This window comes from Mycolicibacterium sp. XJ1819 (genome assembly GCF_053483675.1).
Genome location: NZ_JBEFST010000015.1, coordinates 85,808 through 111,949 on the forward strand (window position 1 = coordinate 85,808; position 26,142 = coordinate 111,949).

At 68.0% G+C, this 26,142-nt stretch carries 29 protein-coding genes and 1 tRNA gene; 12 read left to right on the plus strand and 18 right to left on the minus strand.

Translation table 11 applies throughout. The annotated features are described in order from the left end of the window. The first annotated feature begins 92 nt into the window (after positions 1-92). Positions 93-1,352 (plus strand): aminodeoxychorismate synthase component I, encoded by a 1,260-nt coding sequence (locus ABQE89_RS17715; protein WP_448418916.1) that lies wholly within the window; start codon positions 93-95, stop codon positions 1,350-1,352. On the opposite strand, the gene rsmI is transcribed toward ABQE89_RS17715, so the two are convergent. Beyond that, positions 1,302-2,138 carry a 16S rRNA (cytidine(1402)-2'-O)-methyltransferase gene (gene rsmI, locus ABQE89_RS17720; RefSeq protein ID WP_448418918.1) on the minus strand — a complete coding sequence of 279 codons (837 nt, stop codon included), beginning with the start codon at positions 2,136-2,138 and terminating at the stop codon, positions 1,302-1,304. The genes ABQE89_RS17715 and rsmI overlap by 51 nt on opposite strands. Positions 2,139-2,162: 24 nt before the next feature. Here rsmI and ABQE89_RS17725 point away from each other — a divergent pair, with 24 nt between their 5' ends. Beyond that, the gene (locus tag ABQE89_RS17725) at positions 2,163-3,704 is read left to right on the plus strand and encodes a dolichyl-phosphate-mannose--protein mannosyltransferase (RefSeq protein WP_448418920.1); all 1,542 of its coding nucleotides are present in this window, start codon (positions 2,163-2,165) and stop codon (positions 3,702-3,704) included. A 133-nt stretch (positions 3,705-3,837) separates the two neighbouring features. Continuing rightward, positions 3,838-4,674 (plus strand): type IV toxin-antitoxin system AbiEi family antitoxin, encoded by an 837-nt coding sequence (locus ABQE89_RS17730; protein WP_448418922.1) that lies wholly within the window; start codon positions 3,838-3,840, stop codon positions 4,672-4,674. On the opposite strand, the gene arcA is transcribed toward ABQE89_RS17730, so the two are convergent. Further along, positions 4,671-5,873, minus strand: coding sequence for an arginine deiminase (gene arcA, locus ABQE89_RS17735; protein ID WP_448418924.1), 1,203 nt, complete (start codon positions 5,871-5,873; stop codon positions 4,671-4,673). The two genes, ABQE89_RS17730 and arcA, sit on opposite strands and share 4 nt — an antisense overlap. Positions 5,874-5,928: 55 nt before the next feature. Here arcA and soxR point away from each other — a divergent pair, with 55 nt between their 5' ends. Together soxR and ABQE89_RS17745 are read left to right on the plus strand one after the other, a co-directional pair. After that, on the plus strand, positions 5,929-6,363 hold the full coding sequence (gene soxR / locus ABQE89_RS17740; protein ID WP_448418926.1) for a redox-sensitive transcriptional activator SoxR: 435 nt from the start codon (positions 5,929-5,931) through the stop codon (positions 6,361-6,363). A 33-nt stretch (positions 6,364-6,396) separates the two neighbouring features. Continuing rightward, positions 6,397-6,993: an alpha-ketoglutarate-dependent dioxygenase AlkB family protein gene (locus ABQE89_RS17745; protein ID WP_448418928.1), complete on the plus strand. Its 597-nt coding sequence runs from the start codon at positions 6,397-6,399 to the stop codon at positions 6,991-6,993. Here ABQE89_RS17745 and ABQE89_RS17750 read toward each other — a convergent pair whose 3' ends face one another. Both ABQE89_RS17750 and ABQE89_RS17755 read right to left on the minus strand, forming a co-directional pair. After that, positions 6,994-7,650: a DUF5642 family protein gene (locus ABQE89_RS17750; RefSeq protein ID WP_448418929.1), complete on the minus strand. Its 657-nt coding sequence runs from the start codon at positions 7,648-7,650 to the stop codon at positions 6,994-6,996. A gap of 10 nt (positions 7,651-7,660) precedes the next feature. Continuing rightward, positions 7,661-8,323 (minus strand): DUF5642 family protein, encoded by a 663-nt coding sequence (locus ABQE89_RS17755; RefSeq protein ID WP_448419058.1) that lies wholly within the window; start codon positions 8,321-8,323, stop codon positions 7,661-7,663. Between the two features lie 110 nt (positions 8,324-8,433). Between ABQE89_RS17755 and ABQE89_RS17760 the strand changes: the two genes are divergently transcribed. Then, a complete protein-coding gene (locus ABQE89_RS17760; RefSeq protein ID WP_448418931.1) occupies positions 8,434-8,745 on the plus strand; it encodes a hypothetical protein in 312 nt (103 codons plus the stop codon). Between the two features lie 8 nt (positions 8,746-8,753). Here ABQE89_RS17760 and ABQE89_RS17765 read toward each other — a convergent pair whose 3' ends face one another. Further along, complete coding sequence (locus ABQE89_RS17765; RefSeq protein ID WP_448418933.1) at positions 8,754-10,268, minus strand: PE-PPE domain-containing protein; 1,515 nt, start codon at positions 10,266-10,268, stop codon at positions 8,754-8,756. 166 nt (positions 10,269-10,434) lie between these two features. Here ABQE89_RS17765 and ABQE89_RS17770 point away from each other — a divergent pair, with 166 nt between their 5' ends. Then, the gene (locus ABQE89_RS17770) at positions 10,435-11,094 is read left to right on the plus strand and encodes an envelope biogenesis lipoprotein LpqN (RefSeq protein ID WP_448418935.1); all 660 of its coding nucleotides are present in this window, start codon (positions 10,435-10,437) and stop codon (positions 11,092-11,094) included. Between the two features lie 12 nt (positions 11,095-11,106). Here ABQE89_RS17770 and ABQE89_RS17775 read toward each other — a convergent pair whose 3' ends face one another. Next, positions 11,107-12,105, minus strand: a complete 999-nt coding sequence (locus ABQE89_RS17775) for an acetyltransferase Pat (RefSeq protein WP_448418937.1) — start codon at positions 12,103-12,105, stop codon at positions 11,107-11,109. Positions 12,106-12,335: 230 nt separating this feature from the next. Here ABQE89_RS17775 and ABQE89_RS17780 point away from each other — a divergent pair, with 230 nt between their 5' ends. Continuing rightward, positions 12,336-12,956 carry a superoxide dismutase gene (locus ABQE89_RS17780; RefSeq protein WP_448418939.1) on the plus strand — a complete coding sequence of 207 codons (621 nt, stop codon included), beginning with the start codon at positions 12,336-12,338 and terminating at the stop codon, positions 12,954-12,956. A gap of 5 nt (positions 12,957-12,961) precedes the next feature. Here ABQE89_RS17780 and ABQE89_RS17785 read toward each other — a convergent pair. The 5 genes from ABQE89_RS17785 to ABQE89_RS17805 form a co-directional block, all read right to left on the minus strand. Then, positions 12,962-13,034 (minus strand) — tRNA-Ala (locus ABQE89_RS17785). A gap of 54 nt (positions 13,035-13,088) precedes the next feature. Beyond that, complete coding sequence (gene sepX, locus ABQE89_RS17790) at positions 13,089-14,048, minus strand: divisome protein SepX/GlpR (RefSeq protein ID WP_448418941.1); 960 nt, start codon at positions 14,046-14,048, stop codon at positions 13,089-13,091. Positions 14,049-14,193: 145 nt separating this feature from the next. Next, a complete protein-coding gene (locus tag ABQE89_RS17795) occupies positions 14,194-14,847 on the minus strand; it encodes a GNAT family N-acetyltransferase (protein WP_448418943.1) in 654 nt (217 codons plus the stop codon). Positions 14,848-14,865: 18 nt separating this feature from the next. Continuing rightward, a complete protein-coding gene (gene glp / locus ABQE89_RS17800) occupies positions 14,866-16,170 on the minus strand; it encodes a molybdotransferase-like divisome protein Glp (RefSeq protein ID WP_448418945.1) in 1,305 nt (434 codons plus the stop codon). A 37-nt stretch (positions 16,171-16,207) separates the two neighbouring features. Next, on the minus strand, positions 16,208-17,098 hold the full coding sequence (locus ABQE89_RS17805; RefSeq protein ID WP_448419060.1) for a UTP--glucose-1-phosphate uridylyltransferase: 891 nt from the start codon (positions 17,096-17,098) through the stop codon (positions 16,208-16,210). A gap of 85 nt (positions 17,099-17,183) precedes the next feature. On the opposite strand from ABQE89_RS17805, the gene ABQE89_RS17810 reads away from it, so the two are divergent. The 4 genes from ABQE89_RS17810 (at position 17,184) to mscL (ending at position 19,480) form a co-directional block, all read left to right on the plus strand. Next, complete coding sequence (locus ABQE89_RS17810) at positions 17,184-17,765, plus strand: 5-formyltetrahydrofolate cyclo-ligase (RefSeq protein WP_448418947.1); 582 nt, start codon at positions 17,184-17,186, stop codon at positions 17,763-17,765. 87 nt (positions 17,766-17,852) lie between these two features. Next, positions 17,853-18,197, plus strand: a complete 345-nt coding sequence (locus ABQE89_RS17815) for an FmdB family zinc ribbon protein (protein WP_448418949.1) — start codon at positions 17,853-17,855, stop codon at positions 18,195-18,197. Positions 18,198-18,270: 73 nt separating this feature from the next. Then, positions 18,271-18,942, plus strand: coding sequence for an SAF domain-containing protein (locus ABQE89_RS17820; RefSeq protein ID WP_448418951.1), 672 nt, complete (start codon positions 18,271-18,273; stop codon positions 18,940-18,942). Between the two features lie 91 nt (positions 18,943-19,033). Next, positions 19,034-19,480 (plus strand): large-conductance mechanosensitive channel protein MscL, encoded by a 447-nt coding sequence (gene mscL, locus ABQE89_RS17825; protein WP_448418953.1) that lies wholly within the window; start codon positions 19,034-19,036, stop codon positions 19,478-19,480. Between the two features lie 73 nt (positions 19,481-19,553). Here mscL and ABQE89_RS17830 read toward each other — a convergent pair whose 3' ends face one another. From ABQE89_RS17830 to ABQE89_RS17860, 7 genes are all read right to left on the minus strand, one after another. Further along, positions 19,554-20,198 carry a porin MspA gene (locus ABQE89_RS17830; protein ID WP_448418955.1) on the minus strand — a complete coding sequence of 215 codons (645 nt, stop codon included), beginning with the start codon at positions 20,196-20,198 and terminating at the stop codon, positions 19,554-19,556. A 437-nt stretch (positions 20,199-20,635) separates the two neighbouring features. Then, the gene (locus tag ABQE89_RS17835) at positions 20,636-21,280 is read right to left on the minus strand and encodes a porin MspA (RefSeq protein WP_448418955.1); all 645 of its coding nucleotides are present in this window, start codon (positions 21,278-21,280) and stop codon (positions 20,636-20,638) included. 391 nt (positions 21,281-21,671) lie between these two features. Continuing rightward, positions 21,672-21,830: a hypothetical protein gene (locus ABQE89_RS17840; RefSeq protein WP_448418957.1), complete on the minus strand. Its 159-nt coding sequence runs from the start codon at positions 21,828-21,830 to the stop codon at positions 21,672-21,674. Positions 21,831-21,899: 69 nt separating this feature from the next. Then, the gene (locus tag ABQE89_RS17845; protein ID WP_448419062.1) at positions 21,900-22,445 is read right to left on the minus strand and encodes a MogA/MoaB family molybdenum cofactor biosynthesis protein; all 546 of its coding nucleotides are present in this window, start codon (positions 22,443-22,445) and stop codon (positions 21,900-21,902) included. 11 nt (positions 22,446-22,456) lie between these two features. Beyond that, on the minus strand, positions 22,457-23,770 hold the full coding sequence (locus ABQE89_RS17850; RefSeq protein WP_448418959.1) for a S1C family serine protease: 1,314 nt from the start codon (positions 23,768-23,770) through the stop codon (positions 22,457-22,459). Between the two features lie 165 nt (positions 23,771-23,935). Then, positions 23,936-25,420, minus strand: a complete 1,485-nt coding sequence (locus tag ABQE89_RS17855; protein ID WP_448418961.1) for a HAMP domain-containing sensor histidine kinase — start codon at positions 25,418-25,420, stop codon at positions 23,936-23,938. Beyond that, a complete protein-coding gene (locus ABQE89_RS17860; protein WP_448418963.1) occupies positions 25,421-26,107 on the minus strand; it encodes a response regulator transcription factor in 687 nt (228 codons plus the stop codon). Positions 26,108-26,142: the final 35 nt, after the last annotated feature.

Genomic DNA, 26,142 nt, shown 5'->3' on the forward strand with positions numbered 1-26,142 from the left:
GCGTCTCGAACACGATTATTATTCCACAGTGGCTTAAAATGCAACAGTGCCCGTCGCGGGCACATCACGGGCCTATCTGCCACGCTTGAGCGGTGCTGATCGAACCCATGGGCGACCTCGGCGATGCGCCCGATGTACTGCGCGCGCTCGCTGCTGGCGCCGCGCAGCGGGGTCTGCCGCCTCCGGCGGCGCTGATCGGTGAGTGGTTCGACTCGGCCGCGGTGATCGCGCCGTCGGTCGAGGTGATGCCCGTCGAGACCGGCGACGTGTTCGCCGTGCCCCCCGGGGACTCGGACGGACCCGTCGGCGGCGGATGGTTCGGCTACCTGTCGTACCCGGAGGCCGGGGCCGACGGGTCGGGCCCGCGGATACCCGAGGCGGCCGGCGGCTGGTCGAACTGCGTACTGCGCCAGGACCGCGACGGCCACTGGTGGTACGAAAGCCTCACCGGCACGGCGCTTTCAGGGTGGGCGATCGAAGCGCTACATGCGACGTCCGCGGCGCGCCCCAGCTCGATCGCGTGGGACGACGCGGACCGCTTTGCGCACCGTCGTGGGGTGCTGGACTGCCTGGAGGCGATCGCCGCGGGCGAGGTGTACCAGGCCTGTGTGTGCACGCAATTCGCCGGTCGTCTCGACGGCGACCCGCTCGACTTCTTCGTCGACGCCGTCGCGCACACCTCGCCGGCGCGGGCGGCCTACCTGGCTGGCGGCTGGGGCGCGGTGGCCTCCCTGTCACCGGAACTGTTCCTGCGCAGGCGCGGTGAGGCGGTGGCGTCCAGTCCGATCAAGGGCACGCTGCCAGACACCGCGGATCCGGCGGAGTTGCGGGCCTCGACCAAGGATGTCGCGGAGAACATCATGATCGTCGATCTGGTCCGTAACGATCTGGGCCGCGTCGCCGTGACCGGGTCGGTGACGGTGCCCGAACTGCTCACGGTGCGACCGGCCCCGGGGGTGTGGCATCTGGTGTCGACGGTCGCCGCGCGCGTGAACGTCGACGTGCCGATGACCGAGGTGCTCGACGCGACGTTCCCGCCGGCATCGGTGACCGGCACCCCGAAGACGCGCGCACGTCAGCTGCTGCAGCACTGGGAGCCGCGGCGTCGCGGAGTTTATTGCGGCACGGTCGGCCTGGCCTCGCCGGTGGCCGGCTGCGAGCTGAACGTGGCGATCCGGACCGTGGAGTTCGACGCCGACGGCAACGCGGTGCTCGGTGTGGGCGGCGGCATCACCGCCGATTCCGACCCCGACCACGAATGGGACGAATGCCTGCACAAGGCCGCCCCGATCATCGGTCGGTCAGCCGCGCGAGCGCAGCACCGCGCCGTAGAGCTCGCGCCGCGGGGGTGAGCCGGGATTCGCGGCGACGACCTGCGCGCAGGCGTCCTTGACCCGCATGCCCTCGTCGGCCAGGGCGTTGACCTCGGCCACCAACGCGTCCAGGTCGGCCTTCGGCACCGCACCGGCCAACACCACGGTGATCTCGCCGAGCACGCCGTCACGCGCCCACTCGGCGAGCTCGGCCAGCGAGCCCCGCAGGATCTCCTCGTGGATCTTGGTCAGCTCCCGGCACACCACCGCCGGGCGGTCGGGCCCGAGCACCTCGACGGCGTCGGTGAGCGTGTCGGCGAGCCGCCGCGGCGACTCGAAGAACACGCAGGTGCGCGGTTCGGTGGTCAGTTCGGCCAGCCAGCTTCGGCGGGCGGCCTGTCTGCGCGGGACGAAGCCTTCGAAGCAGAACCGCTCCGACGGCAGCGCCGACACCGCCAGCGCCGTCGTCACCGCCGATGGCCCGGGTAGACACGACACCGGCAGATCCGCCTGCACACACGCCGTCACCAGGCGATAGCCCGGATCGCTGATCAACGGCATCCCGGCGTCACTGACCAGCAGTACCGTCGCCCCGGCCGCGATCCGGGCGACCAGATCCGGCACCCGCGACGCCTCGTTCTGATCGAAGAGGCTGACCACCTTTCCCGCGGGTGCGACGTCGAGGGCCCGGGCCAGGGTGCGCAGCCTGCGGGTGTCCTCGGCGGCGATGACGTCGGCGCTGCCGAGCGCCCTGACCAGCCGCGCAGAGGCATCCGACGGCTGGCCCAGCGGAGTGGCGCCGATAAGCAGACGGCCGGTGGTCATGTCGCACAGCCTACGATCGCAGACGTGACCGCCCCCGCCACCGAAGCGCCGCGCGGGGCTCCCGTCATCAGTCCCGCGCCCCTGATGCCGGTCGCCGACTTCGGACCCGTCGACCGCCTGCAGGGCTGGGTGATGACGGCCGTCATCACCGCGCTGGCTGCCGTGACGCGTTTCCTCAACCTGGGATCGCCGACCGATGCGGGCACCCCGATCTTCGACGAGAAGCACTACGCACCGCAAGCGTGGCAGATGCTGCACAACCACGGCGTCGAGGACAACCCGGGCTACGGGCTGGTGGTGCACCCGCCGGTCGGCAAGCAGTTGATCGCGATCGGCGAGGCACTGTTCGGCTACAACGGTCTGGGCTGGCGGTTCTCCGGGGCGGTCTGCGGCGTCATCGTGGTGCTGCTCGTCGCGCGGATCGCGCGGCGGATCAGCCGTTCCACCCTGGTGGGCGCGATCGCGGGGCTGTTGCTGATCGCCGACGGGGTGAGCTTCGTCGCGTCGCGCACCGCGCTGCTCGACGGTTTTCTGGTGGTGTTCGTGGTGGCGGCGTTCGGGTGTCTGATCGTCGACCGCGATCAGGTGCGTGAGCGAATGCATAACGCGTTGGTCGAGGGCCGCATCGGCGAGACACCGTGGGGTCCGCGGCTGGGGGTGCGATGGTGGCGGTTCGGCGCGGGCGTGCTGCTCGGATTGGCCTGCGCGACAAAATGGTCCGGGCTTTACTTCGTCGCCTTCTTCGGCGTGATGACGATGGCGTTCGATATCGCCGCACGCCACCAGTACCGGGTGCCACGGCCGTGGCTGGGCGCCTTCCGCCGCGACCTCGGGCCGTCGCTGTACGCGCTGGTGCTCATCCCGTTCGGGGTGTACCTAGCTTCCTATGCGCCGTGGTTTGCCTCCGAGACCGCGATCAACCGCTACGAGGTCGGCCGCTCGATCGGTGAGCACAGCGTGCTGCCGCTGCCGGACGCAGTGCGCTCGCTGTGGCACTACACCTATGCGGCCTACCGGTTTCACGCCGGACTGACCAACGCCGACGGCAATCACCATCCGTGGGAGTCCAAACCCTGGACGTGGCCGATGTCGCTGCGCCCGGTCCTCTACGCGATCGACAACCAGGACGTGCCGGGCTGCGGAGCGCAGTCGTGCGTGAAGGTGGTGATGCTCGTCGGCACGCCGGCGATGTGGTTCATCGCGGTGCCGGTGCTGGGTTGGGCGCTGTGGCGCACGTTCATCAAGCGCGATTGGCGATACGCGGCGATCCTCGTCGGCTACAGCGCGGGCTTTCTGCCGTGGTTCGCCGAGATCGACCGGCAGATGTACTTCTTCTATGCCGCGACCATGGCGCCGTTTCTGGTGATGGCGATCGCGATGATCTGCGGAGACATCCTTCACAAACCCGGGCAGAACGCCGAGCGAAGAACGCTGGGGTTGATCGCGGTGTGCTTCTATGTCGCGCTGGTAATCACCAACTTCGTCTGGCTGTTCCCGATCCTGACGGGCATCCCGATTTCGCAGTCCACGTGGAACATGCAGATCTGGCTGCCGTCGTGGAGGTAGTGCGACCGCAGTCCTAGGCTCAATATCGACACCAGGGCTGTCCAGTAACCGGCGGATGCGTTATCCACAGCCGTGGTGTCGAACTGGGACATAGCAGTTGGAATCGTCAGTGCCCGACAAGACGATCGTCGGTATGACTCGACCCATCATCGGCAGCAAGGCGATTGCGTCCGGCGCCCTTTCGCGGGGTGCACTGCGATGGAACTACACCGCCCTGCACCCCGACGTGTACGTGCGTAAAGACCAACCCAAGGACTTGTCCGTCTATGCCGCGGCCGCGTGGCTGTGGACCGGCCGCCGGGGCATCGTCGCCGGGCGGGCGGCCGCTTACCTGCACGGCGTCACGTGGATCGACGACACGGTGCCCGTCGAGTTGATCGCACGCCACCGCCGCGCCAGAAGCGGAGTCGTGATCCGTCAAGAACGGATCGCTGCCGACGAGGTCACTGCCATCGCACGGCTGCCCGTGACATCGCCGGCGCGGACCGCGCTCGATCTGTCCCGCCATCTTCCTCGCGACGAGGCGGTGGCTCACATCGACGCTCTGGCCGCGGTCACCGGGGTTACCGCGCGCCAAGTGGCGGTCCTGGTGGAGCGCTACCGGGGCGCCCGCGGAATTCCCGCCGCGCGTGAGGCGACCGCGCTGATGGACGGTGGTGCACAAAGCCCGCAGGAATCCCGCTTGCGGCTGCAGCTCATCGACGCGGGTTTGCCGAAACCGTGCACGAATATCGTGGTGGCAGACGAACTCTGGGAAGCAGCCATTCCGATGGGCTGGCCCGGACCGAAGGTGGGCGTGGCGTTGGCCGACGATGAAGCCAGCGACCCCTATCTGGCCGCGCAGACGGCCGCGACCCGGGAACTGTTCCAACGCCAGGGCTGGATACTGGTCTGCGCACTGCCCGGGCATACGGGGTCTTCGGTCATCGGTCGGGTGCGCGCCGCGCTACGAGTAGGTAGTGGGCGTTAGAGCGGATCGCGGGCCGCCGGACACGACATGCAGCGTGGACCGCCGCGGCCGGTGCCCAGTTCGGAGGCCTCGATCGACAGCACCTCGATGCCGGCGTCGGCCAGCCGCTTGTTGGTTTCGCTGTTGCGTTCATAGGCCACGACGACGCCCGGCTCCAGCGCCAGCGTGTTGTTACCGTCGTCCCACTGCTCCCGTTCGGCGGTGACGGGGTCCAGACCCGTCGCGATCACCCGCAACCGCTCGATGCCCATCGCCGAGGCCGCGGCGTCGACGAACGGCATCGCGTCGTCGATACGGACACCGCCGTCACCGTTACGGTGAATCGTGAACGCCGACAACGTATCGACGATGTTCGGGTACATCACCACGGCGTCGACGTCGACCATCGTGCACACGGTGTCCAGATGCATCTGCGCGCGCACCTGCGCGATCGGGACGGCCAACACCGTGTGCGCCAGATCGTCGTCGAACAGGCTGCGCGCCAATGCCTCCGCTCCGGCCGGCGTGGTCCGCTCCCCAACCCCGACGGCCACGACCCCCGGGCCGAGGAGCAACACGTCACCGCCCTCGACGGGCGCTGAACGCGACTCGTAGGCCCTGCGCACACCGAGGAACCGCGGATGGTGGGCATAGATCACGTCGGTCAACGACGTCTCGCGCACCCGAGCGGGCAACGCGAGCGAGGTGATCGCCACCCGTGGGCCGATCCAGAACGACGAGTCGCGGGTGAACAACAGATTCGGCAGGGGGTCGATCACGAAGTCTCCGCCGTGGTGCATCCTGCGCACCAGGGACACCTCGCCACCGCTGAACGGCAACTCGTTGAACGTCATTCCGGCCATCAGCACCGACGCCAACGGCGCCGGGTCAAGCGTGCGAAGATATGCCGAAAGCTCTTGAGCCAGAGGCGATCCCAAACGTCGGGCATCCACGGCCGCAGAGATCCCGTGCATGCGCGCCGCGCCACTGTGCGCCAGCGCTTCGGTCAGCAGATCGGCGAGCAGCAGCACTTCGACACCACGTGAGGTCAGCAGGGCACCGAACTCGTCGTGTTCGCGCTGCGCCTTGGCCACCCACGGCAAGCCGTCGAACAGCAGCGCGTCGTTGTTGCGCGGCGTCAACCGCTGCAGTTCGGCCCCGGGCCGGTGCAGGATGACGACACGCATGCGGCCGACCTCGGAGTCACAGCCCAGCGTCACATTTAGCACCGTAACGCCTCGTCCGCCCGCCAGCACCTCAACTATGGTTTAGGTCATGGAGTTGATCCACGAACTCACACCCGGCGAGATGTCGCATCGCAGCGGCGTCGCGGTCTCCGCGCTGCACTTCTACGAGCGCGAGGGGCTGATCCGGAGTCGTCGCACCGGGGGCAATCAGCGCCGCTACGCGCGCGAGACGCTGCGCCGAGTGGCGTTCATCCGGATGAGCCAGCGGTTGGGCATTCCGCTGGCCCGCATCCGCGAAGCGCTGGCCACGCTGCCCACCGACCGGGTTCCCACCAGCAAGGACTGGGCCAAACTCTCCGCAGTCTGGCGGCAGGATCTCGACGACCGGATCCTGCATCTGCAGCGGTTGCGCGACAACCTGGCGGGGTGCATCGGGTGTGGCTGCCTGAGCCTGAAGACCTGCGCGCTGACCAACCCCGGCGACGTCCTCGCCGAGCAGGGACCCGGCGCCGCCCGACTATGACGACTCGAACGCTTGTGCGATAGACTCGGGCGCATGGAGCTGGCTCTACAGAGCTCGCTGTTCGAGCACGCCGAACGGCGCCATCTCGGAAACGGAGCCTGGATCGAATACCGATCCGGCTGGCTCGAGGACGCCGACGACCTGTTCGGCCAGTTGCGCGAGGCTATTCCGTGGCGCACCGAGCGGCGCCCGATGTATGACCGCGTCGTCGCCGTCCCGAGGCTGGTCAGCTTTCACAACCTCACCGAGCAGCCCGCCCCGCATCCCCGCCTCAAACAACTGCGCAGACGCCTCAACGACGCCTACGCCGGCGAGCTCGGCGAACCGTTCACCACCGCCGGACTGTGCCTGTACCGCGACGGCGACGACAGTGTGGCCTGGCACGGCGACAACATCGGCCGCAGCAGCACCGAAGACACCATGGTCGCCATCGTCAGCCTCGGCGCCACAAGGGTTTTCGCGCTGCGGCCGCGCGGCGGCGGTAAGTCACTGCGCCTGCGGCACCGGCATGGCGACCTGCTCGTGATGGGTGGCTCTTGTCAGCGCACCTGGGAGCATTCGATACCGAAGACCACCAGGCCGACGGGGCCGCGGATCAGCATCCAGTTCCGCCCGCACGACGTGCGGTGACTAGCCCTTCACCGCGGCGACAGCCTCGGTGAGCAGCTCACCGGCACGCTCGGTGTTGACCGGCGCGACGGGCTGGCCCGGCACCACCAGCGGGTTGGCGGTGACCACCACGAGGAACGGCCCGAAGTTGGCGAGGTAGGTGTAGACCTGTCCGGTGCGCGGCCGGCCGTCGACTGCGGTCTGCACCACTCGGTGGACACCGAGAGTCTCCACGCCGTCGATCTGCGGCGCCTCGACCACCTGGATGAGCCCACGCACCTGCCCACCGGCGAAACCGACCTTCTGACAATTGCTCGCGGGCCGGTTGAGCGGCACCTCCTCGGAGGTTTCCACCGCGATCGCGATGAACCGGTTGCCCTCGCCTTCGGCCGTCACCGCCGCCATGTTGCCCTGCACACCCGGCGGCACCACCTGCGTCGCGCCGAAGCAGTCGGCCGGGTCGAACTTCAAGCCCGGCGGCAACGTCTGCGGCCCGAGCAACTTGGGGTCGACACCGGTCGGACCGGTCTCGGTGACCGAGAACTCCGGGCCGAAACTCGACCGCACCTCCTTGACGCGGGCGATATCGGCGTCGGCCGCATCCTCGCCCGCATGGCCGCCGCCGCATGCCGTCAGCACGCCGACGCACACCACGCTGATCACCGCTGATTTCGACATCGCCGTCAATCTACCTGGCGCTGTCGGCCGCGCCTCGCAGCGTCGACACGGTTTCGATCATCAACGCGGACGCGAACTCCCGGCCGAGTTGAGGATTCGGTGAGCCGGGATCGGTGACGACGACGACGTACACGACGTGATCGGCCAGATAGGCGGTGACGGTCTCGGCGTGCGCGCGGGTTTCGGTGCCACCCTCGACGACGGTTCTGGTCTCCGCGGCCATCGCGACGGTCTCGGCGTCTACGCCCGGGGGTTCGGTGAGCGCGACGCTGCCAGTTGCCTGCCCGCCCGACATCGTCCACCGCGCACAGTCGGCGATCACCGCCGGATCCGGGGCCGAACCGCGTGACCGGGCCACCGCGGCGTACACGATGCCGCCCGCGCCCGACCCCGACCAGCCCCGTGCCGTCGACGGATCGACCGCCGGGTCGGCCAGTGTCCCGCAGGCCGACGGCTCGGCCTGCCATTCGGTGCGAAATCCCCACACCGCCGCGGGGCTGACCCAATTCTGGACGCCGGCGACCTCGTAACCGTCGGGCAGTTCGGCGCGGACCCGGTCGATTCTGGCCGGTTCGATCCGCGTCGACGCGCCGTCGGCTCCCGACAGGCCGTCGGGGGCGGGCCCGGACTGTCCGCCGCAGGCGCCGACCAGCAAGGCCGCCGCCGCGAGCATCGCGCGCACGCGCCGTTGATACCACAGCTGACGGCCGGCGGGGGCGTGCAACGTCTCGTGTCCGGCGGGCGATGAATCAGTACCAGGCAAACAGACGAACGGAGGCCCGCATGCACACGGTATGGGGTCTGACAACAGTGGCGGCGGCGACGGCCCTCGCACTCGGCACGGCGGGCGCCGCCGATGCCCAACCCGCCCGCCCCGGCGACGCCCCACGGGTCATCGGGGAATTGGAGGCCAGCGGCTACGACGTGGTGGTCGACCGGGTGGGCAGCGGTCCGCTCGAGGAGTGCATCGTGACCAGCGTGCGCAACCCGCAGGAAGTGACGCAGACGTTCGCGGTCGGCAAGGGCAAGAAGCGCGAGTACGTCACCGTGGTCGTGTCGAAGTCGATCACGGTGTCACTGAACTGCGACGTCTGACCGCGCCGTCAGGCCGCCGTCTGGCCGGTATCGCCCGTCGTCGTCGAGGTCGTGGTGTCCGTCGTTGGGTTGGTGTCCACCGTCGGGGTGTCGGTGGGGTCGGTGGTGTCCGTCGTCGTGGTGGTGCCCGTCGTTGAGGTGTCCGTGGTCGTGACGGCACCGGATTCGGATTCGGACTCGGAGTCGGGGTCGTCCTCTTCGCGGCCCATGTCCAGGGTCTTCTCGAATGCGTCGTCGTCGTCTTCGATGGTGTCCTCGTCGCTGTCCGCGCGGTTCGAGAACATTTCCAATTCCAGCTCCGACTCCGACTCCGATTCCGACGGCGGCTCGGGCAGATCGGGCCCGCCCACCCCGAACGGGCCGGTGACCGGGGCGGTGCCGAGCGGCCGGTTGGCCGGGTCGTTGGTGGCCTCGGCGATCGCGTCGTCGATACCGGTCGGCACCGCGATGAGCACGTTGAGCAGCGTCCCCAGCGGATCGTGCAACGGCAGCAACCCCACACCGGTCGGGACGCCGGGGTTGATGTCGCGGCGGTAGGCCCCCTCGATGAAGGTCCGCAGCGGCAGGTCGATCGCGGTGAGGATCGGCGACGGCACGAACGACGCGAACGGCATCAGCAGGGGTAGCCGCGGCGTGGGGATCAGGTAGTAGTCGGTGTCGCCGAAGGAACCCTGATAGAGCCCGTTGTCGAAGTCGGCGTTCTGCAGCTCACCGTGCAGCAGCAGGTAGCCCATCGCCGCGTTCAGCACGGCGACCACGTTCGTCAGACCGACGGCCGCGTCACCGCCCAGGCCGTCGTATTGCCCTGCCATGTCGGCGGTTCGGTAGCAGGGTCCGTCCCCCTCACAACTGTTCGTCGGGGTGGGGCCGTAGAACGTCACGCCCAGAATCGGAATCGTCAGCCCCATCGGACCACGTGACAGGAAGCCGCCGTTGGGCCGCATCGGGTTGGCGAGCAGGAAAAACGAGACGTTGTCCGGAGCGTCGTCGGGATTGTCGATGAAGTCCTTCTTCAGCAGCGAGGCGATCACCGCGCTCTGCGAATAACCGAAGACGACGAACTCGTCACCGGCCACCGGCGGCGTGGCCGGGGGTGTCGGATCGATCTGCGGGTTGTCGTTGTAGAGGCAGTCCGCGGCGCCGCGAACACATTTCGACAGGTTGGCGAGGCCGACCACGACGGATTCGTCGAACGTCATCGACCCGAACACCGGGAAGAACTGTTCGGGTGTGATGATCGCGTAGCGGTCATCGTCCGGCCCGACCGACGGGATGGGGCCGTTGCCGGTGCCGGCGGGCGCGGCGGCCGCCGGGTTGATGAAACCGTCGACAGCGTTCTGCATGTAGCCGTTGATGAACTCCACCGGATCTTCGGGCGTGCTGAGCGGATGTTCGGTGCCGCCCATGATGAGCGCCGTCGCCACCAGTTGCACCGCAGCGGTGGTGGTCCACGCCACCGCCAACACGATGACGCTCAGAACCGCCAGGCACGTCGCCCCCAGCGAACGTAGAAGTGTCCGCATTCCTGCACCCTTTCGTGGCCTGCCGAAATTCAACCACTCCAGATCACGAGAGCAAAACGAAACGTGTCGATCACCGCCGGACGCACGAGGGGATGCGTACAGTTTCGCCTGCGCGTCGTGAGCGCCGACCGTAGGCTACGGCGCAGGTGCAACGAGGGGAGACCCAATGAGCAAGTCGGTGAGGGCTGGCGTCATCGCCGTTGCGGCTGTCGCTTTGGGCATCGGATTGGCCGGCTGCGGATCCAACGGCGAGTCCACCGAAGAGCCGTCGACCAGCGAAAGCCCCACGACGTCGGCCCAGGCGGCGAAGCCGAATTACACCATCGCCGACTACATCCGTGAAAACGGAATCGTCGAGACGCCGGTGCAACGCGGGATGCCCGGGGCGCCGACGATCAACCTCCCGGTCCCGCCCGGGTGGGCCGACGCCGGCACACCGCAGGGTGCGTACGGCGCGATCGTGGCCACCGACCCGGCGCTCGGGCCGCAACCGCCGACGATCATCGCGTTGGTCTCCAAGCTGAACGGAAACGTCGACCCGGCGAAGATCCTCGAATTCGCCTCGGGCGAGATCAGGAACCTGCCCGGTTACGAAGGCGCGTCGACCGGCAGCCCGAGCAAACTCAGCGGATTCGACGCCACCCAGATCGGCGGCACGTACGTCAAAGACGGCGTCAAGCACGCCACCGCGCAGAAGACCGTCGTGATCCCCGGTCAGGACGGGCTTTTCGTGCTGCAGCTCAACGCCGACGGGCGAGACGAACAGATCGGCGTGCTGATGGATGCCACGTCGATCATCGACGAGCAGACCACGATCACACCCTGACGCGTCGCTCCGTCATCCGACGGCCCTGGTGACTCGGTTGGTCATATCGCGGATCTGTTTGATCAGCGTGGACGGTAGGCGCAGGGTGTCGACGTCCGGAACGTCGACGGCCGTGGTGACCACGCCGAGGTCGTCGCGGTGCCACACCGCCCCGAAGCGATCCAGTATCGCCCGCATCGAGTAGTTGTCCATCAGCACTCGCGCGGTGAAACGTTGCACGCCACTGAAACTCGCGGCCACCATGAGCGCGTTCATCAGGAAGCTCCCGATGCCGCGGCCCTGATAGTCGTCACCGACGATGAACGCGACCTCGGCAACGGTCGGATCGTTCTCGTCGCGCACGAACCGCGCGTCGGCCACCACCGGGCCGTCGGGTCCGTCGGTGATCACCCAGACGAAGTGGTGGATGTAGTCCACCTCGAACAAATAGCTCAACAGCGACTTGGTGACGCTGCGCGGCGACTGGAAGCGGCGGTACATCGTCTCGCGGGAGAACTCCACGGGTCCGTTCGCGGTGCGCTCGATGTCGCCGGGCAGCACCGGCCGCAGGTACAGCTCGGTGCCGTCGCGCACCCGCACCGGGATCGGGTTGATGTAGGCGGCCAAACGTTGGCGCGCCGTGCGCACCAGCTTCTCCAGCATGCCCGGTACCTCGAGCATGGTGGCGAAGGCCTCGCGTCCGCCGACCCATCCCGTCAGCGGCTCGGTGGCCACCACCGTCGCGGTGCGCGCGGTGTCGCGCAGCAGCGCGATCTCACCGACGATCCAGCCGGGCTCCAGTTGGGCGACGGTGTCGTGGCCGTCGGCTCCGACATGGGTGACCTCGGCGTGACCGGTGCCGATCAACAGAAAGGAGACCGCGAGCTCACCCTGCTGCATCAGGACCTGCCCGGGTGCGGCGGTCAACGGGCGTAGTTGCGCCGCCAGCGGCTCCAGAGCCAGGCTCGGACAGCCGGCAAAGACCTCCAAAGCGGCGAGTTCGTCGGCGCGGACGACAATCTGGCCGGCCACGTCACGAGGTTACCCGCTGCCTGTCGGACAGTCGGGGAGGTTGAACGGGTCGGCCGCCGCACGCAACTGCCCTGCTGACAAGCCGCCACACGATGTGCTGCATCGATGTCACAGACGGCCGACCCACGCCTGACGCTACCAGTCATCTGAATATCTGAACAGTTGGACAGATGACCTTCTTCGTTCGTAGGCTGCCGTCGGGAAGACGTCGAACGACACGAGGGAGCCTGATGGCCGAGTACATACTGCCGGACCTGGACTACGACTACGGCGCGCTGGAACCGCACATTTCCGGCCAGATCAACGAGATTCACCACAGCAAGCACCACGCCGCGTACGTCAAGGGGCTCAACGACGCGATCGCCAAACTGGAAGAGGCGCGCGCCAACGGCGACCACGGGGCGATCTTCCTCAATGAGAAGAACCTGGCGTTTCACCTCGGCGGTCATGTCAACCACACGATCTGGTGGAAGAACCTGTCGCCCAACGGCGGTGACAAGCCGACCGGCGACCTCGCCGCGGCGATCGATGATCAGTTCGGATCGTTCGAAAAATTTCAGGCGCAGTTCACCGCCGCGGCCAACGGGCTGCAGGGTTCGGGCTGGGCAGTGCTGGGCTATGACACATTGGGTCAGCGCCTGCTCACCTTCCAGCTCTACGACCAGCAGGCCAACGTTCCGCTGGGCATCATCCCGCTGTTGCAGGTCGACATGTGGGAGCACGCCTACTACCTGCAGTACAAGAACGTGAAAGCCGATTACGTGAAGGCCTTCTGGAACGTCGTCAACTGGGAGGACGTACAGAACAGGTTCGCCGCGGCCACCAGCCGGGGTCACGGTCTGATCGTGTAACTCTGTGGAGCTACGGGGAATCGAACCCCGGACCTACTCGATGCGAACGAGTCGCGCTACCAACTGCGCCATAGCCCCTGATACCGGTAGCACAGGCTACCAGTCAGCGCGCGACGGTCGAAACCGAGCGCGTCACTGCCCCGCCGCGCGCGGCAGGTCGAAGTCGCGTGCGAACGGTGCGTAGTCGAGGTGCTCGAAGATCGGGTCTTCGTCGTCGATCTCCAGCACCACCGAACCGGGCCGACGCAGCCGCGCGGGCACCACGTTGAAATCGCGGTCGTCGGTGTTCTCCACGCCCAGGCGCGACCGTGCGACCCGCTCGGCGCGGCGCCGGCGCAGCCGCTCTTCGATGCGGGTCTGCCGGCGTAGATAGCCGAGGTAGAGCACCGTCACCGCGCCCACCGCCCCGCACACCCACCACCAGCTGGAGCCCAGCATCAGCGCGGCGACCGCGGACGCCACCAACGCGACGAGCATCGACGTCAGCATCCGCTTGCGGAACCGGTACTTGCGCGCGGTGACCGCCGCGGCGGTCTTGGACTCGTAGCGCCGCCTGCGCGCCTCGCTCAGGGACTCGGCCAGCTGCAGGTCGGCCTCGGACGGCACCTCCAGACCCGAGGAGTCCGCCACGTACTCGTATCCGTCGTCGACGGGCTCATCCGCCGGCTCTTCGACCTCGTCGAATTCCAAAGGCAGCTCGTCGGTTTCGGCCTCCGGTTCGGCCACGTCCGGCACCGTCTCGACGCCCGCGGGCAACGCTTCGGCGTCTTCTTCGACGACGTCGACGTCGAGGTACTCGGGTTCCGTCTCCTCGACCACCGCCTCGGCCACCACCACCGACCGGCTGGGTTCGTCGACGTCGTCGTCGACATCTTCGGCGGGCTGCCAGTCCGGGTCGCTCGCGTGTCCGGCCGCGGGCCCGCTGCGTCGTCGCAGGCGAGCGTTGGCGCCGCTGTTGAGCACCCGCGTCGCCAACGCCACGTCGCTGGTGCGGCGCACGGCGTCACGCTTGCTGATGAGCATCGGGACCAGCACGAATAGCCAGAGAATGACCAGGGAGATCCAGAGGAGTGACTGGGGGATGCTTGGCATGGCGCCTTCGCTCCTTTCCCCTTCAGGCTAGGGCCGTGACCAGCGCATCCGGAGACGGCGCGCCGAGACAATTACACACCTGTAATTCGCTGCTGACAAGCACCAACTGTCACAAATGTCACATTCGTAACAATCGGGAGCTCGTCTACACCCAGCTCGCCTGCCCCCGCCGGACCAGGGTGGACGCCGCCGAACCCTCGAGTTCCTCGACCGTGATCGCCACCAACAGGTGGTCACGCCACGCTCCGTCGACGTCGAGATAGCGGCGCAGCAGCCCCTCTTCGCGGAATCCGACCTTGGCCAGCACCGCCCGGCTCGCGGCGTTCTCGGGGCGCACGGTCGCCTCCACGCGGTGCAGCGACACGGGACCGAAACAGTGGTCCAGGCCCAACGCCAACGCGGCCGTCGCCACCCCGCGCCCGGTGATCGTACTGGCCACCCAGTACCCGATCCACGCCGAGCGCAGCGCACCGTGTGTCACGTTGCCGATCGTCAGTTGGCCGCTGAACTCACCGTCGACTTCGATGACATAGGGCAGCATCCGGCCCTTGCGCGCCTCTGACCGCAGCCCTGCGCACACCGAGGGCCACGTGGTAATCGAGTGGCGCACTTTCCAATCCATGCCGGTGGCCGGCTCCCACGGCTCGAGATGGTCTTGGTCGGCCAGCCGGATTCGGCTCCACTGCGAGCCGTCGCGCAGCCGCACCGGACGCAGCGTCACCACACCACCGGCCACCCGCAGCGGACCGACGGGCAGCGGCCACCCCGGGTGCTGAGAACTCGAACGCCACAGGTTCACGACGGCAGACCAGGCGGATCAGCCGCGTTGGGCCAGGAACGCGACGTCGACGATCTCGCCGGTGCGAATCTGTTCAGCCTCGGTGGGCACCACCACCAGACAGTTCGCTTCGGCCAGCGTCGCGAGCAGATGCGAGGCGCCCGGGGTCCCGCCGAGCGCCTGCACCAGATATTCGCCGGTGTCCTGGTCGCGCATCAGCTGCCCCCGCAGGTAGCCCTTGCGGCCCGCCACCGAGCTGATCGGCGACAGGGCGCGGGCCTGCACGATGCGTCGGTGCGCCTGACGTTTGCCCAGCGACAACCGGATGAGCGGACGCACCATCACCTCGAACACCACCAGCGCGCTGACCGGGTTGGCGGGCAACAGAAACACCGGCACCCCGTCGGCGCCGAGCTGGCCGAAGCCCTGAACGGATCCGGGGTGCATCGCGATGCGGGTGACCTCCATCTCGCCGAGTTCGGAGAGCACGGCGCGCACCCCCTCGGCGGCCGCCCCGCCGACGGCGCCGGCGATGACCACCACCTCGGCCCGGCTGACCTGCCCCTCGACCACGTCGCGCAGCACCTTGGGATCAGTGTCGACGATCCCGACGCGGTTGACCTCGGCGCCGGCGTCGCGGCCCGCTGCGGCCAACGCGTAGGAGTTGACGTCGTATACCTGACCATTGCCCGGCGTGCGCGAGATGTCGACCAGTTCGCCGCCCACGCTGATCACCGTCAGCCGCGGTCGCGGATGCACCAGCACCCGTTCCCGCCCGACCGCCGCCAGCAGGCCCACCTGCGCCGGACCGATGATGGTTCCGGCGCGCACCGCCACGTCGCCGGGTTGGACGTCGTCGCCGGTGCGGCGCACGTACGCACCGGATCGCACCCCGCGCAGCACCCTCACCCGCGACTCGCCGCCGTCGGTCCACCGCAACGGCAGAACCGCGTCGGCCAGCGTGGGCATCGGCGCACCCGTCTGCACGCGCGCGGCCTGTCGCGGCTGCAGTCTGCTCGGGGTCCGCGCGCCCGCCTCGATCACGCCCATCACCGGCAGGCTGATCTCCTGACTCGAAGCCGAAACCTCCGAGGCGTCTGACAGGTTCGCGGACTCCTCCGCGTCGCCCGCCTCTCCGGCATCGCCTCCTAAAACGCCCAGCACGTCCACGCTGCGCACCGCGTAGCCGTCGATGGCGGCCTGGTCGAATCCCGGCAGCGGACGCTCGGTCACCACCTCTTCGGCGCACATCAGACCCTGGGCCTCGGCGATCGCCACCCGGACAGGCCGGGGAGCCACCGCGGCAGCCGCTACCCGAGCTTGCTGCTCCTCCACCGACCGCACAACACGCCTTTCGTCTCAGCGGGCCCGTCGCGCGCGCTCAGTGTTGGGCCAGGTCAAGTCGCTCTACCAACCACCGCCGCAGCTCGGGTCCGTAATCGTCACGCTCCAACGCAAAGTCAACCGCAGCCTTGAGGTACCCGCCGGGATTTCCCAGGTCGTGTCGAGAGCCGCGATGCACCACCACATGCACGGGGTGCCCCTCGTCGATCAACATCGCGATCGCGTCGGTCAGCTGGATCTCGTTGCCCGCGCCGCGCGGAACCCGCTTGAGCGCGGCGAAGATCGCGCGGTCCAGCAGGTAGCGCCCGGCGGCGGCATACGGTGACGGCGCATCTTCGGGGCTGGGTTTCTCCACCATGCCCTTGACCCGCATCACGTCGGGGTTGGCCGAGTCGGCCACGGTCTCGACGTCGAAGACGCCGTACGCGCTGATCTCGTCGGGCTCCACCTCGATGGCGCACAACACCGAACCACCGTGCTCGGCACGGACTTTCGCCATCGTCTCCAGCACACCGGTGGGCAGCACCAGGTCGTCGGGAAGGAGCACCGCGATGGCGGTCTCGTCGGGCGCCAGGGCCTCCTCGACGCAGCCGACGGCGTGGCCCAGCCCGAGCGGCTCGCGCTGGACCACCGACTCGACCTTGATCAGCGCCGGCGCGCGGCGCACCTTCTCCAACATCGACTTCTTACCGCGCGCCTCCAGCGTGCCCTCGAGCACGAGGTCCTGGACGAAGTGGGCGACCACCCCGTCCTTACCCTCGGAGGTCACGATGATGAGGCGATCAGCGCCTGCCTCGGCGGCCTCTGCTGCCACCAATTCGATTCCGGGAGTGTCCACTACGGGAAGCAGTTCCTTGGGCACCGTCTTGGTAGCGGGCAGGAACCGCGTACCCAGACCCGCAGCGGGGACGACCGCCGTATGCGGCATCGATTCCTTCGACCGTGTCACAGTTCACACATTAGCCTCTTGGTGTCTGCTGTTACTGCCGGGTCAGGTGTTTGGAGGCCTCCGCGTGGGTGGTGTGAAAGGCGACCTGCGTGCCGCGTTTCTCTCCGCCCGCCGCGCGTTACCGACACGTCAGCGCGATGCCGAGGCCCACGCCCTGGCGCAACACCTGCCGTCGGTGGTCGGCGATGGTGAGACGGCCTGCGCCTATGTGCCGGTCGGCCCGGAGCCCGGCTCGATGGAGCTGATCGATTCCCTCTACGACCGCGGTGTCCGGGTGCTGCTTCCGGTCGCGCGCTACGGCGGCGACGGTGTACCGCAGCCGCTTCAGTGGGGCGAATACCGCCCGGGCCGCCTGGTGGCGGCGCGCCACGGCCTGCGGGAACCGGCCGAACCGTGGCTGCCGGCCGAGGCGGTGTCGACGGCGTCGGTGGTGCTGGTGCCCGCGCTCGCGGTCGACCGGTCCGGACACCGGCTGGGCCGGGGCGCGGGCTTCTACGACAGGTCGCTGCCGTTGGCCGATCCGGCGGCCCGGTTGGTCGCGGTGGTGCGCGACGACGAACTCGTCGACAAGCTGCCCGCCGATGCCCACGACGTCCCCGTCACCCACGCGCTGACCCCGGCGCGCGGGCTGGTGGCGCTCGGCTGATCGCCGGGGAATGACGCACGCCACGTAGCGGTTCTAGCACTTGAGCCGGTAGAGTGCTAAGCAGTTTCACCACCTCGGAGGTTTCGCGTGCCTACCTATTCATATGCATGCACCGCATGCGGCCATCGGTTCGACGCGGTGCAGGCCTTCACCGACGCCGCGCTGACCACCTGCACCGAGTGCAACGGTCGCCTGCGCAAGCTGTTCGGCAATGTGGGTGTGGTGTTCAAGGGCAGCGGCTTCTACCGCACGGACAGCCGCGAGTCCGCCAAGAGCTCGTCGAGCAAGTCGAGTTCGTCCAACGGTTCGTCGGGCGGTTCGGAGTCGACCTCCTCGTCGGACAAGTCGTCGGACAAGTCGTCGGGCACGAGTTCGACGAGCGCCTCGGGGACGGGTTCCTCGGGTACGGCCGCCGCGGCGGCGTCCGGCTGACCAGCCGCACAGTTATCCACAGGCGCGCATCGCGTCCGCGCCGTCGTCGCTTTCCGCTGCCTAGGTTGGCGGGATGGGGCAAGCACGGGGCGAATCTCTGAATCCGCCGGCGTTGAGCCGGTTTCTGACGCGGCTGCGGCCCGACTGGGCACGCACCGTGGCGGCCCGTCGCGCCGCGGCGGGCGTGCTCGTCGTGCTGGCCGGCGTCGCCGCGTTTCGCCCTGATCCCGACGACGACCGCGTACAGGTCGTCGTCGCCGCGCGCGACCTGACCCCGGGGGTCGAGCTCGACCTCGCCGATGTGCGCCTCGAAGGCCGCCCGGCGCCAACGGTTCCCGATGGCGCCCAGCACGATCTGTCCGCGGTCCTCGGCGCTACGTTGGCGGGACCGGCCCGCCGCGGCGAGGCGTTGACCGACGTGCGGCTGCTGGGGCCCAGGCTGGCCGACTCGGCGGCCGGGCGCAACGCCCGCCTCGTGCCACTGCACCTCGACGACACCGCGCTGCTGGACCTGATCCGCCCCGGTGACGTCGTCGACGTGTTGGCCGCGGGGGCCGACTCCGGTGGCGACGGCGCCGGACGCCCGCAAGTGGTCGCCACCGGCGCGATCGTGGTCCTGGTGTCGCAGAAGCCGACGGGCACGGGCGCGGGCGATCGGGTGGTGCTGGTGGCACTGCCGTCCCACGCCGCCAACGAGGTTGCGGGCGCCGCACTCGCGCGGGCGGTCACCCTGACATTCCACTAGAAACCGCACGAAATGCGGGGATGGCGCCGAAGTCGCGGACTAGCGTCAGAGGTCTGATTCCCGGCTCTGATCGCAGGAAGGAACCGCCAGCATGATGAAAGGCTTCAAGGAATTCCTCGCTCGAGGCAACATCGTCGACCTGTCGGTCGCCGTGGTCATCGGCACGGCGTTCACCGCGCTGGTCACGAAGTTCACCGACAGCATCATCCAGCCGCTCATCAACCGGATCGGGGCCGGCGAAGACTCGGACTACGGCATTCTGCAGATCGGCATCGGCGGCGGCGAGACCATCGATCTGAACGTCTTGCTGACCGCCGCCATCAACTTCATCCTGGTCGCCGCGGTCGTCTACTTCCTCGTCGTGGTGCCCTACAACAGGCTGCGCAAGAAGGGCGAGGTCGAGCAGGCTCAGGACACGGAGTTGACCCTGCTGACCGAGATCCGCAACATCCTCGCCGAGACCAACGGTTCGGCCGGCAGGCACGGCGCCGCCCCCAGCCCCGACACCGCCGAGACCACGAGCGCCGACAAGTCCTGAGGCCTTTCACGCGTTGGACACGAAACAGCCCCCGGAGGGTTTCCGGGGGCTGTGTTCGTAGCCTGGGAGACAGCTAGTTCATGTTCCAGGGCTCACCGTAGGTGGTGACACTGTCACCCGCCGACGAGATCAGCCGAGCGAACGGACGCAGCAACACACCACCGGCCGCACCGGTCACCGTGCCATGCGCATTGGACACCGCCACACCGCCACTCTCACCAGCGACATCCACCGAGAACGTCGCCACCTCCTGAATACCGGGGCCATTGCCCAGATCAGCACTGATCGACACCCCCGGGAACAGGTTCGGCGTGGTGATGAACCCACCACCGATGGCATCAAGCGGGCTCAGCACCAACGGGGCCTGGTCCAACAACACATTGGGAGTGGTGTAGCTGAAATTGATCCCCACACCCAACGACCACGGGAAACCGATCTGATAACCCAACTCCAGCGTGCCCTCGAAATCCTCGGCACCCGGCCCGGCCACGATGTACTTCGCGCGCCCACTATGGAACCACTCGCGGGTCAGCCGGTTACGGTCCAACGGAAAGACACCATTGAGGAAGGTGTCCCACTGCTGAATGGTCAAAGTCCGATCCTGGCCATCCACCAGACTCAGCTCGTTATCCAGCCCTGCGTGAGAGGTGCCAGTGCTCACGAACAGTGACGCGACGGCAGCAACCACCGCGATCAGCACCCGACTGATTACCTTCATGTTCTCCCTAGCTATCCCGACGTGGACCCCGCTGATCCACCGTGTTCATTTGTTCGTGCCTGGCACTGATGCCGTTACAACACCCGACGCAGGAGCCTCATATGTCGCAGTCGGCACACCCCGTGCTGGTCTGGATGATTTCGCACTCGGTGACATGAGGAACATAACGGCACCGTGTCGACGCGGCAACGGCAGCATGGTCAAAACCGACCTCTCACCGTCGGCCGGTGTTAGCTGTGGAGCACGCCCGCCGAACCGTCGTCAGCTAAGAAATCACAGGTCGTCGTTGGTACGCATCCGGCCCACCAGGGTGTTGCCGCGAGCCGGCCACCTCCCCGCCACCGTCGGGGCCCCGCCGGTCGTGACGAACGTCACCCATACCGACGAAACAGCCCCCGGAGGGTTGCCGGGGGCTGTGTTCGTAGCCTGGGAGACAGCTAGTTCATGTTCCAGGGCTCACCGTAGGTGGTGACACTGTCACCCGCCGACGAGATCAGCCGAGCGAACGGACGCAGCAACACACCACCGGCCGCACCGGTCACCGTGCCATGCGCATTGGACACCGCCACACCGCCACTCTCACCAGCGACATCCACCGAGAACGTCGCCACCTCCTGAATACCGGGGCCATTGCCCAGATCAGCACTGATCGACACCCCCGGGAACAGGTTCGGCGTGGTGATGAACCCACCACCGATGGCATCAAGCGGGCTCAGCACCAACGGGGCCTGGTCCAACAACACATTGGGAGTGGTGTAGCTGAAATTGATCCCCACACCCAACGACCACGGGAAACCGATCTGATAACCCAACTCCAGCGTGCCCTCGAAATCCTCGGCACCCGGCCCGGCCACGATGTACTTCGCGCGCCCACTATGGAACCACTCGCGGGTCAGCCGGTTACGGTCCAACGGAAAGACACCATTGAGGAAGGTGTCCCACTGCTGAATGGTCAAAGTCCGATCCTGGCCATCCACCAGACTCAGCTCGTTATCCAGCCCTGCGTGAGAGGTGCCAGTGCTCACGAACAGTGACGCGACGGCAGCAACCACCGCGATCAGCACCCGACTGATTACCTTCATGTTCTCCCTAGCTATCCCGACGTGGACCCCGCTGATCCACCGTGTTCATTTGTTCGCGCCTGGCCCTACCGCTCCACCACACACGTCGCAGGAGCCTCAGGTGACGCAAATGAGAAACCTCACATGCTGCTCTTACGTTTAGCTCATCGTTGACAGGAGGAACATAACGGCGGCGCATCCGGGCGGCAACGCGAAGCGAGCGGCGAATCGAGGCGTCGACCGGGGCTCCGAGGGTTTGCCAGCCAGCGCGCTGATCTTGACCGTGATACGACGCGCCATCCGGTGGGCCGCAGCCATCACGACGCGGGTGCGCCGCGGCGGGACGTGTCGGTCGCGTCGGAGTGGTTTGCGCAATGCCACCGAACGCAGGTGGCTAGCACTAATACACAGGTCAGCTATGGTGCGGCGGAACGTTTTCGCGCAACCACCGATCGTGCTCGGCAGCGTCGTCCGGCGAATAATCATCCCGCTGGTCAATTGCCATCTCGGACAAGACCTTTGCGATGTCGGCCTTCTCGGGCTCTTGTTTGCCCTTTGCGCGCCTCGTCATCGACACCCTCCCGTGTGACTAAGATCACACGGGAGTGACATTCGCCGTTCTTCCGTTCGCAATGACCCGTTAGATCTCCAGGCTGGAAAGCTGACCGATGATGTGGGCGGCCAACGGATTCAGGGTGGCCATGCCGTCGCGCACCGCGGCGCGCGAGCCGGCGAGGTTGACCACCAGGGTGCTACCGGAGATGCCGGCCAGTCCGCGCGACACCCCGGCGTCGACGATTCCGGCCGACAGGGCCGACGCGCGAAGCGCCTCGGAGATCCCGAGCAGTTCGCGGTCGAGCAGTTCGCGGGTGGCCTCGGGGGTGACGTCGCGCGGGGTGACCCCGGTGCCGCCCACCGACACCACCAGATCCACACCGCCGATCACCGCGGTGTTCAACGCGTTGCGGATCTCGACCTCGTCGGAGGACACCACGACCACACCGTCGACGACGAAGCCGGCCTCACCGAGCAACTCGGTGACCAATGGACCGCTGTGGTCCTCCTCGTCGCCATGTGCGGTGCGATCGTCGACGACGACCACCAGCGCACGGCCCACCAAGTCCGTCGGCTGTTCCATGATCCCAACCGTATATCCGGCACCCGACGGCGGCGCGGCCACTCTCAGCATCGGCGTGCTCACCGCTGCGCCCTGCCCAGCGTCACCTGCACCGTCTGCGGACCACCTGCGGGATCCACGTAGGTCAGCGTCACCGTGTCGCCCGGCGCCTTCGACCGGACCGCGGCCACCAGCGCGTCGGCGCTGTTGATCACGCGGTCGTCGACCTTGGTCACCACCACACCGCTGGGCAGACCGGCCTTCGCCGCGGCGCCGCCCTCGGTCACCTCGACGATTCGCGCGCCGTCGCTGACGGTGTCGTTGCTGACCTGGACCCCGAGCGATGCGTGCGCGACGCTGCCGTTCTTGACCAATTCGTCGGCGATCCGCTTGGCCTGGTCGACCGGGATCGCGAAGCCCAGTCCGATCGAGCCGCCCTGCGCCCGCGGCCCCGCATCGCCGCCGAGGGTGGCGATCGCGGAGTTCACGCCGACCAGTTCGCCGTTCATGTTGACCAGCGCACCACCGGAGTTACCGGGGTTGATGGCGGCGTCGGTCTGGATCGCGTCGAGCACGGTGTTCTGGTTGCGGGCATCCCCGCCCGCCGCGACCGGTCGATTGAGCGCGCTGATGATGCCGGTGGTCACGGTGCCCTCCAGCCCGAGCGGGGAGCCGATGGCCACCACGTCCTGGCCGACCCGCAGATCAGCCGACGAGCCGACGATGATAGGCGTCAGGCCCGAGACGCCCTGTGCGCGCACGACCGCGATGTCGCTGCTGGGGTCGGTGCCCACCACGGTGAACGCCGCGGTGCGCCCGTCGGAGAACGTCACCTTGGTCTGTCCGCCTGCGGCTCCCTCCGCGGCGGCCGAGACCACATGGTTGTTGGTCAGGATCAGCCCGTCGGAGGTCAGGATGATGCCCGAGCCCTCCTCGGAAGCCCGGCCCAGGTCCACCTCGAGTTTGACGACGCTGGGCACCACCTTCGCCGCGACCTGTTCGACCGAGCCTGCGGGCAGGCTGGCGGCCGGAACGGTGGGCGCCGCGCCGTCGGCAACCGACTCCGCCGACGGCCGGTCCGGTGCGGCCACCAGCGCGACTCCCCCGCCGATCCCCGCCGACACCATCGCGATCGCGAGCGCGCCGACCGTCAAAGCGCCTGCGCGGGAACGTTTTTGCGGCGGCGCCTGCAGCGGCTGCGCATTCCGGTACGGATCGTAGGGCCCGGGCATCTGCGGCGCCTGCTGTTGGGTCGCGTAGCGCCAGTCGTATTGCTGCTGCTGATACGGGCCTGGCCGCGGCGGGCCGGGGTAACCGGGCGCCGCGTGGCCGTGCACATCGGGCCTGCGGCCTGGATGCGGTGGCGGCGGCGAATACCTCGGGTGATTGGTCATGTCGTGCGGTGCTCTTCCTTCAGGTCTTCGGTGCGGGTTGCGGACATCAAGACAACGGTGGATATGCGCCTACGGTGCCCAAGTGGGCTGAGAATCCACTTAGAGAAGCTTCGGGACACACCTGAGAGTCCTTCCCCCTGCCGCCGCCCGATAATCCCCCGACACTCATTGTCGGCCCTGGCCACCCGCGAAGTCCACGTCACCGACCGCGTGTCGGGGCGCCGAACCGCCCGGGATCTGCGATCCCGGCAGGATCACCGATATCGAGGTGCCCGGCGGGTCGCCCCCGGGGACGGTGTCGTCGACGCGCACCGCGCCGCCGTGCCGGAGCACCACCTGTTTGACGATCGCCAACCCCAGGCCCGACCCCGGCATGGCGCGCGCCGACGTCGACCGGAAGAACCGCTCGAACACCAACTGCCGCTCGGCCGGCGGAATGCCCGGGCCCTGATCGGCCACCACCAGCTGCGCGTGCGCCGGGTCGAGCGCAGTCAACCGCACCACCACCCGGCCGCCCGGTGGGCTCCACTTCGCGGCGTTGTCGAGCAGGTTGAGCACCGCACGGCCCAGGCCGCCGCTGTCGCCGTGCACCTGCCACGGCGTCACCTGCACGTCGAAGGTGATGTCGTTGCGGCGGCGGCGAACTCGATCCAGGGAGCGGTCGATGATCTCGGACATGTCGACGGGCTCGTGGCTGACCACCGTCGCGTCGTCGCGGGTGAGGTCGACCAGATCGCCCACCAGCGTCGAGAGCTCCTCGATCTGGGCGATCACATCGGCGCGCAGCCCGGCCATCTCCTCTTCGGGCAGCCGCGGCGCACCGGGCACCATCGAAGCCATCAAAAGTTCGACGTTGGTGCGCAGTGACGTCAGCGGCGTGCGCAGTTCGTGCCCGGCATCGCTGACCAGCCGGGCCTGCCGTTCGCGTGATTCGGCCAGCGCCCGCAGCATCAGGTTGAAAGCCTCTGTGAGACGGGCGAGTTCGTCGCTGCCGTAGACCGGGATCGGCCGCAGGTCGTCGGTCCGCGCGACCCGCTCGGCGGCGGCGGTCAGCCGGGCCACCGGCCTCAGGCCGGCGCGCGCGACCGCACCGCCGGCCACCGCGGCGACCGCGATGCCCAGCCCGCCGACGATGAGCAGCACCGTGCCCAACCGTCCGAGCACCTGGTTGGTGGGCACCAGGCTCTTGGAGATCAGCAGCGTGCTGTCGTTGGAGAGGTGCAGTGCCAGCACCCGCTGCTGGCCCGCGCTGCGCAGCGACATGAACAGCTCACCCTTGACGACGGCCTTCTCCGGTTCCCCGAACGGCAGCGTCTGGCCCTGCTGGTTGGCGGTGTAGATGGAGCGGCCCGGGATCACCAGCATCGCGTTGACATCCGAGTACGCGGTGCCCTCGATCGCCTTGGCGGGGTCCGCGGCCAGCGAACCGCTCTCGATGAGCAGCCGGGCCCGGGTGTGCAACTGGGTGTCGATGTCGTCGTAGAGCGTGCGCGAGACCACCGCCCAGACGGCCAGTGCGACGAACACCACCACCATCGCCACCATGGACATCGCGAGCAGCATCACCCGCCATCGCAATGACAGCGAACTCGCCGTCGACGGCGCCGGCGGCGGGTGGGGCGGTGGCGCGTAACCGGGCGGTATCGACATTTACGGCGGCGTCTCGCGCAACACGTAACCCACCCCGCGAACGGTGTGGATCAGCCGCGGCTCTCCTTGGGCTTCGGTCTTGCGCCGGAGGTATCCGACATACACCTCCAGCGCGTTACCGGAGGTGGGGAAGTCGAACCCCCACACTTCCTCGAGGATCCGGCTGCGGGTGAGCACCCGGCGCGGGTTGGCGATCAGCATCTCCAGCAGCGCGAACTCGGTGCGGGTCAGGCTGATCGAGCGGTCGCCACGCGTGACCTCGCGGGTCACCGGGTCCAGGGACAAATCGGAGAACGTCAACGCCTCCGAGTCCGCACCGCCGTCGGGTGTGGTGCGGCGCAACAGGGCGCGCATGCGGGCCAGCAGTTCCTCCAGCGCGAACGGCTTGGGAAGGTAGTCGTCGGCGCCGGCGTCGAGGCCGGCCACCCGTTCGGACACCGAATCGCGTGCGGTCAACACCAGGATCGGCAGGTCGTCGCCGGTGCTGCGCAACTGGCGGCAGACCTCCAGGCCGTCCAGGCGCGGCATCATCACGTCGAGCACCAGCGCGTCCGGGCGATCGGCGCGGATCAGGTCGAGGGCTTCGACGCCGTCCTGGGCCAGCTCGACGGCGTATCCGTTGAAAGACAGGGACCGACGCAGCGATTCACGCACCGCGCGGTCATCGTCAACGACAAGTATGCGCACTGCCACAGTGTCAACCCCCTGTCTGAGAGCGACCT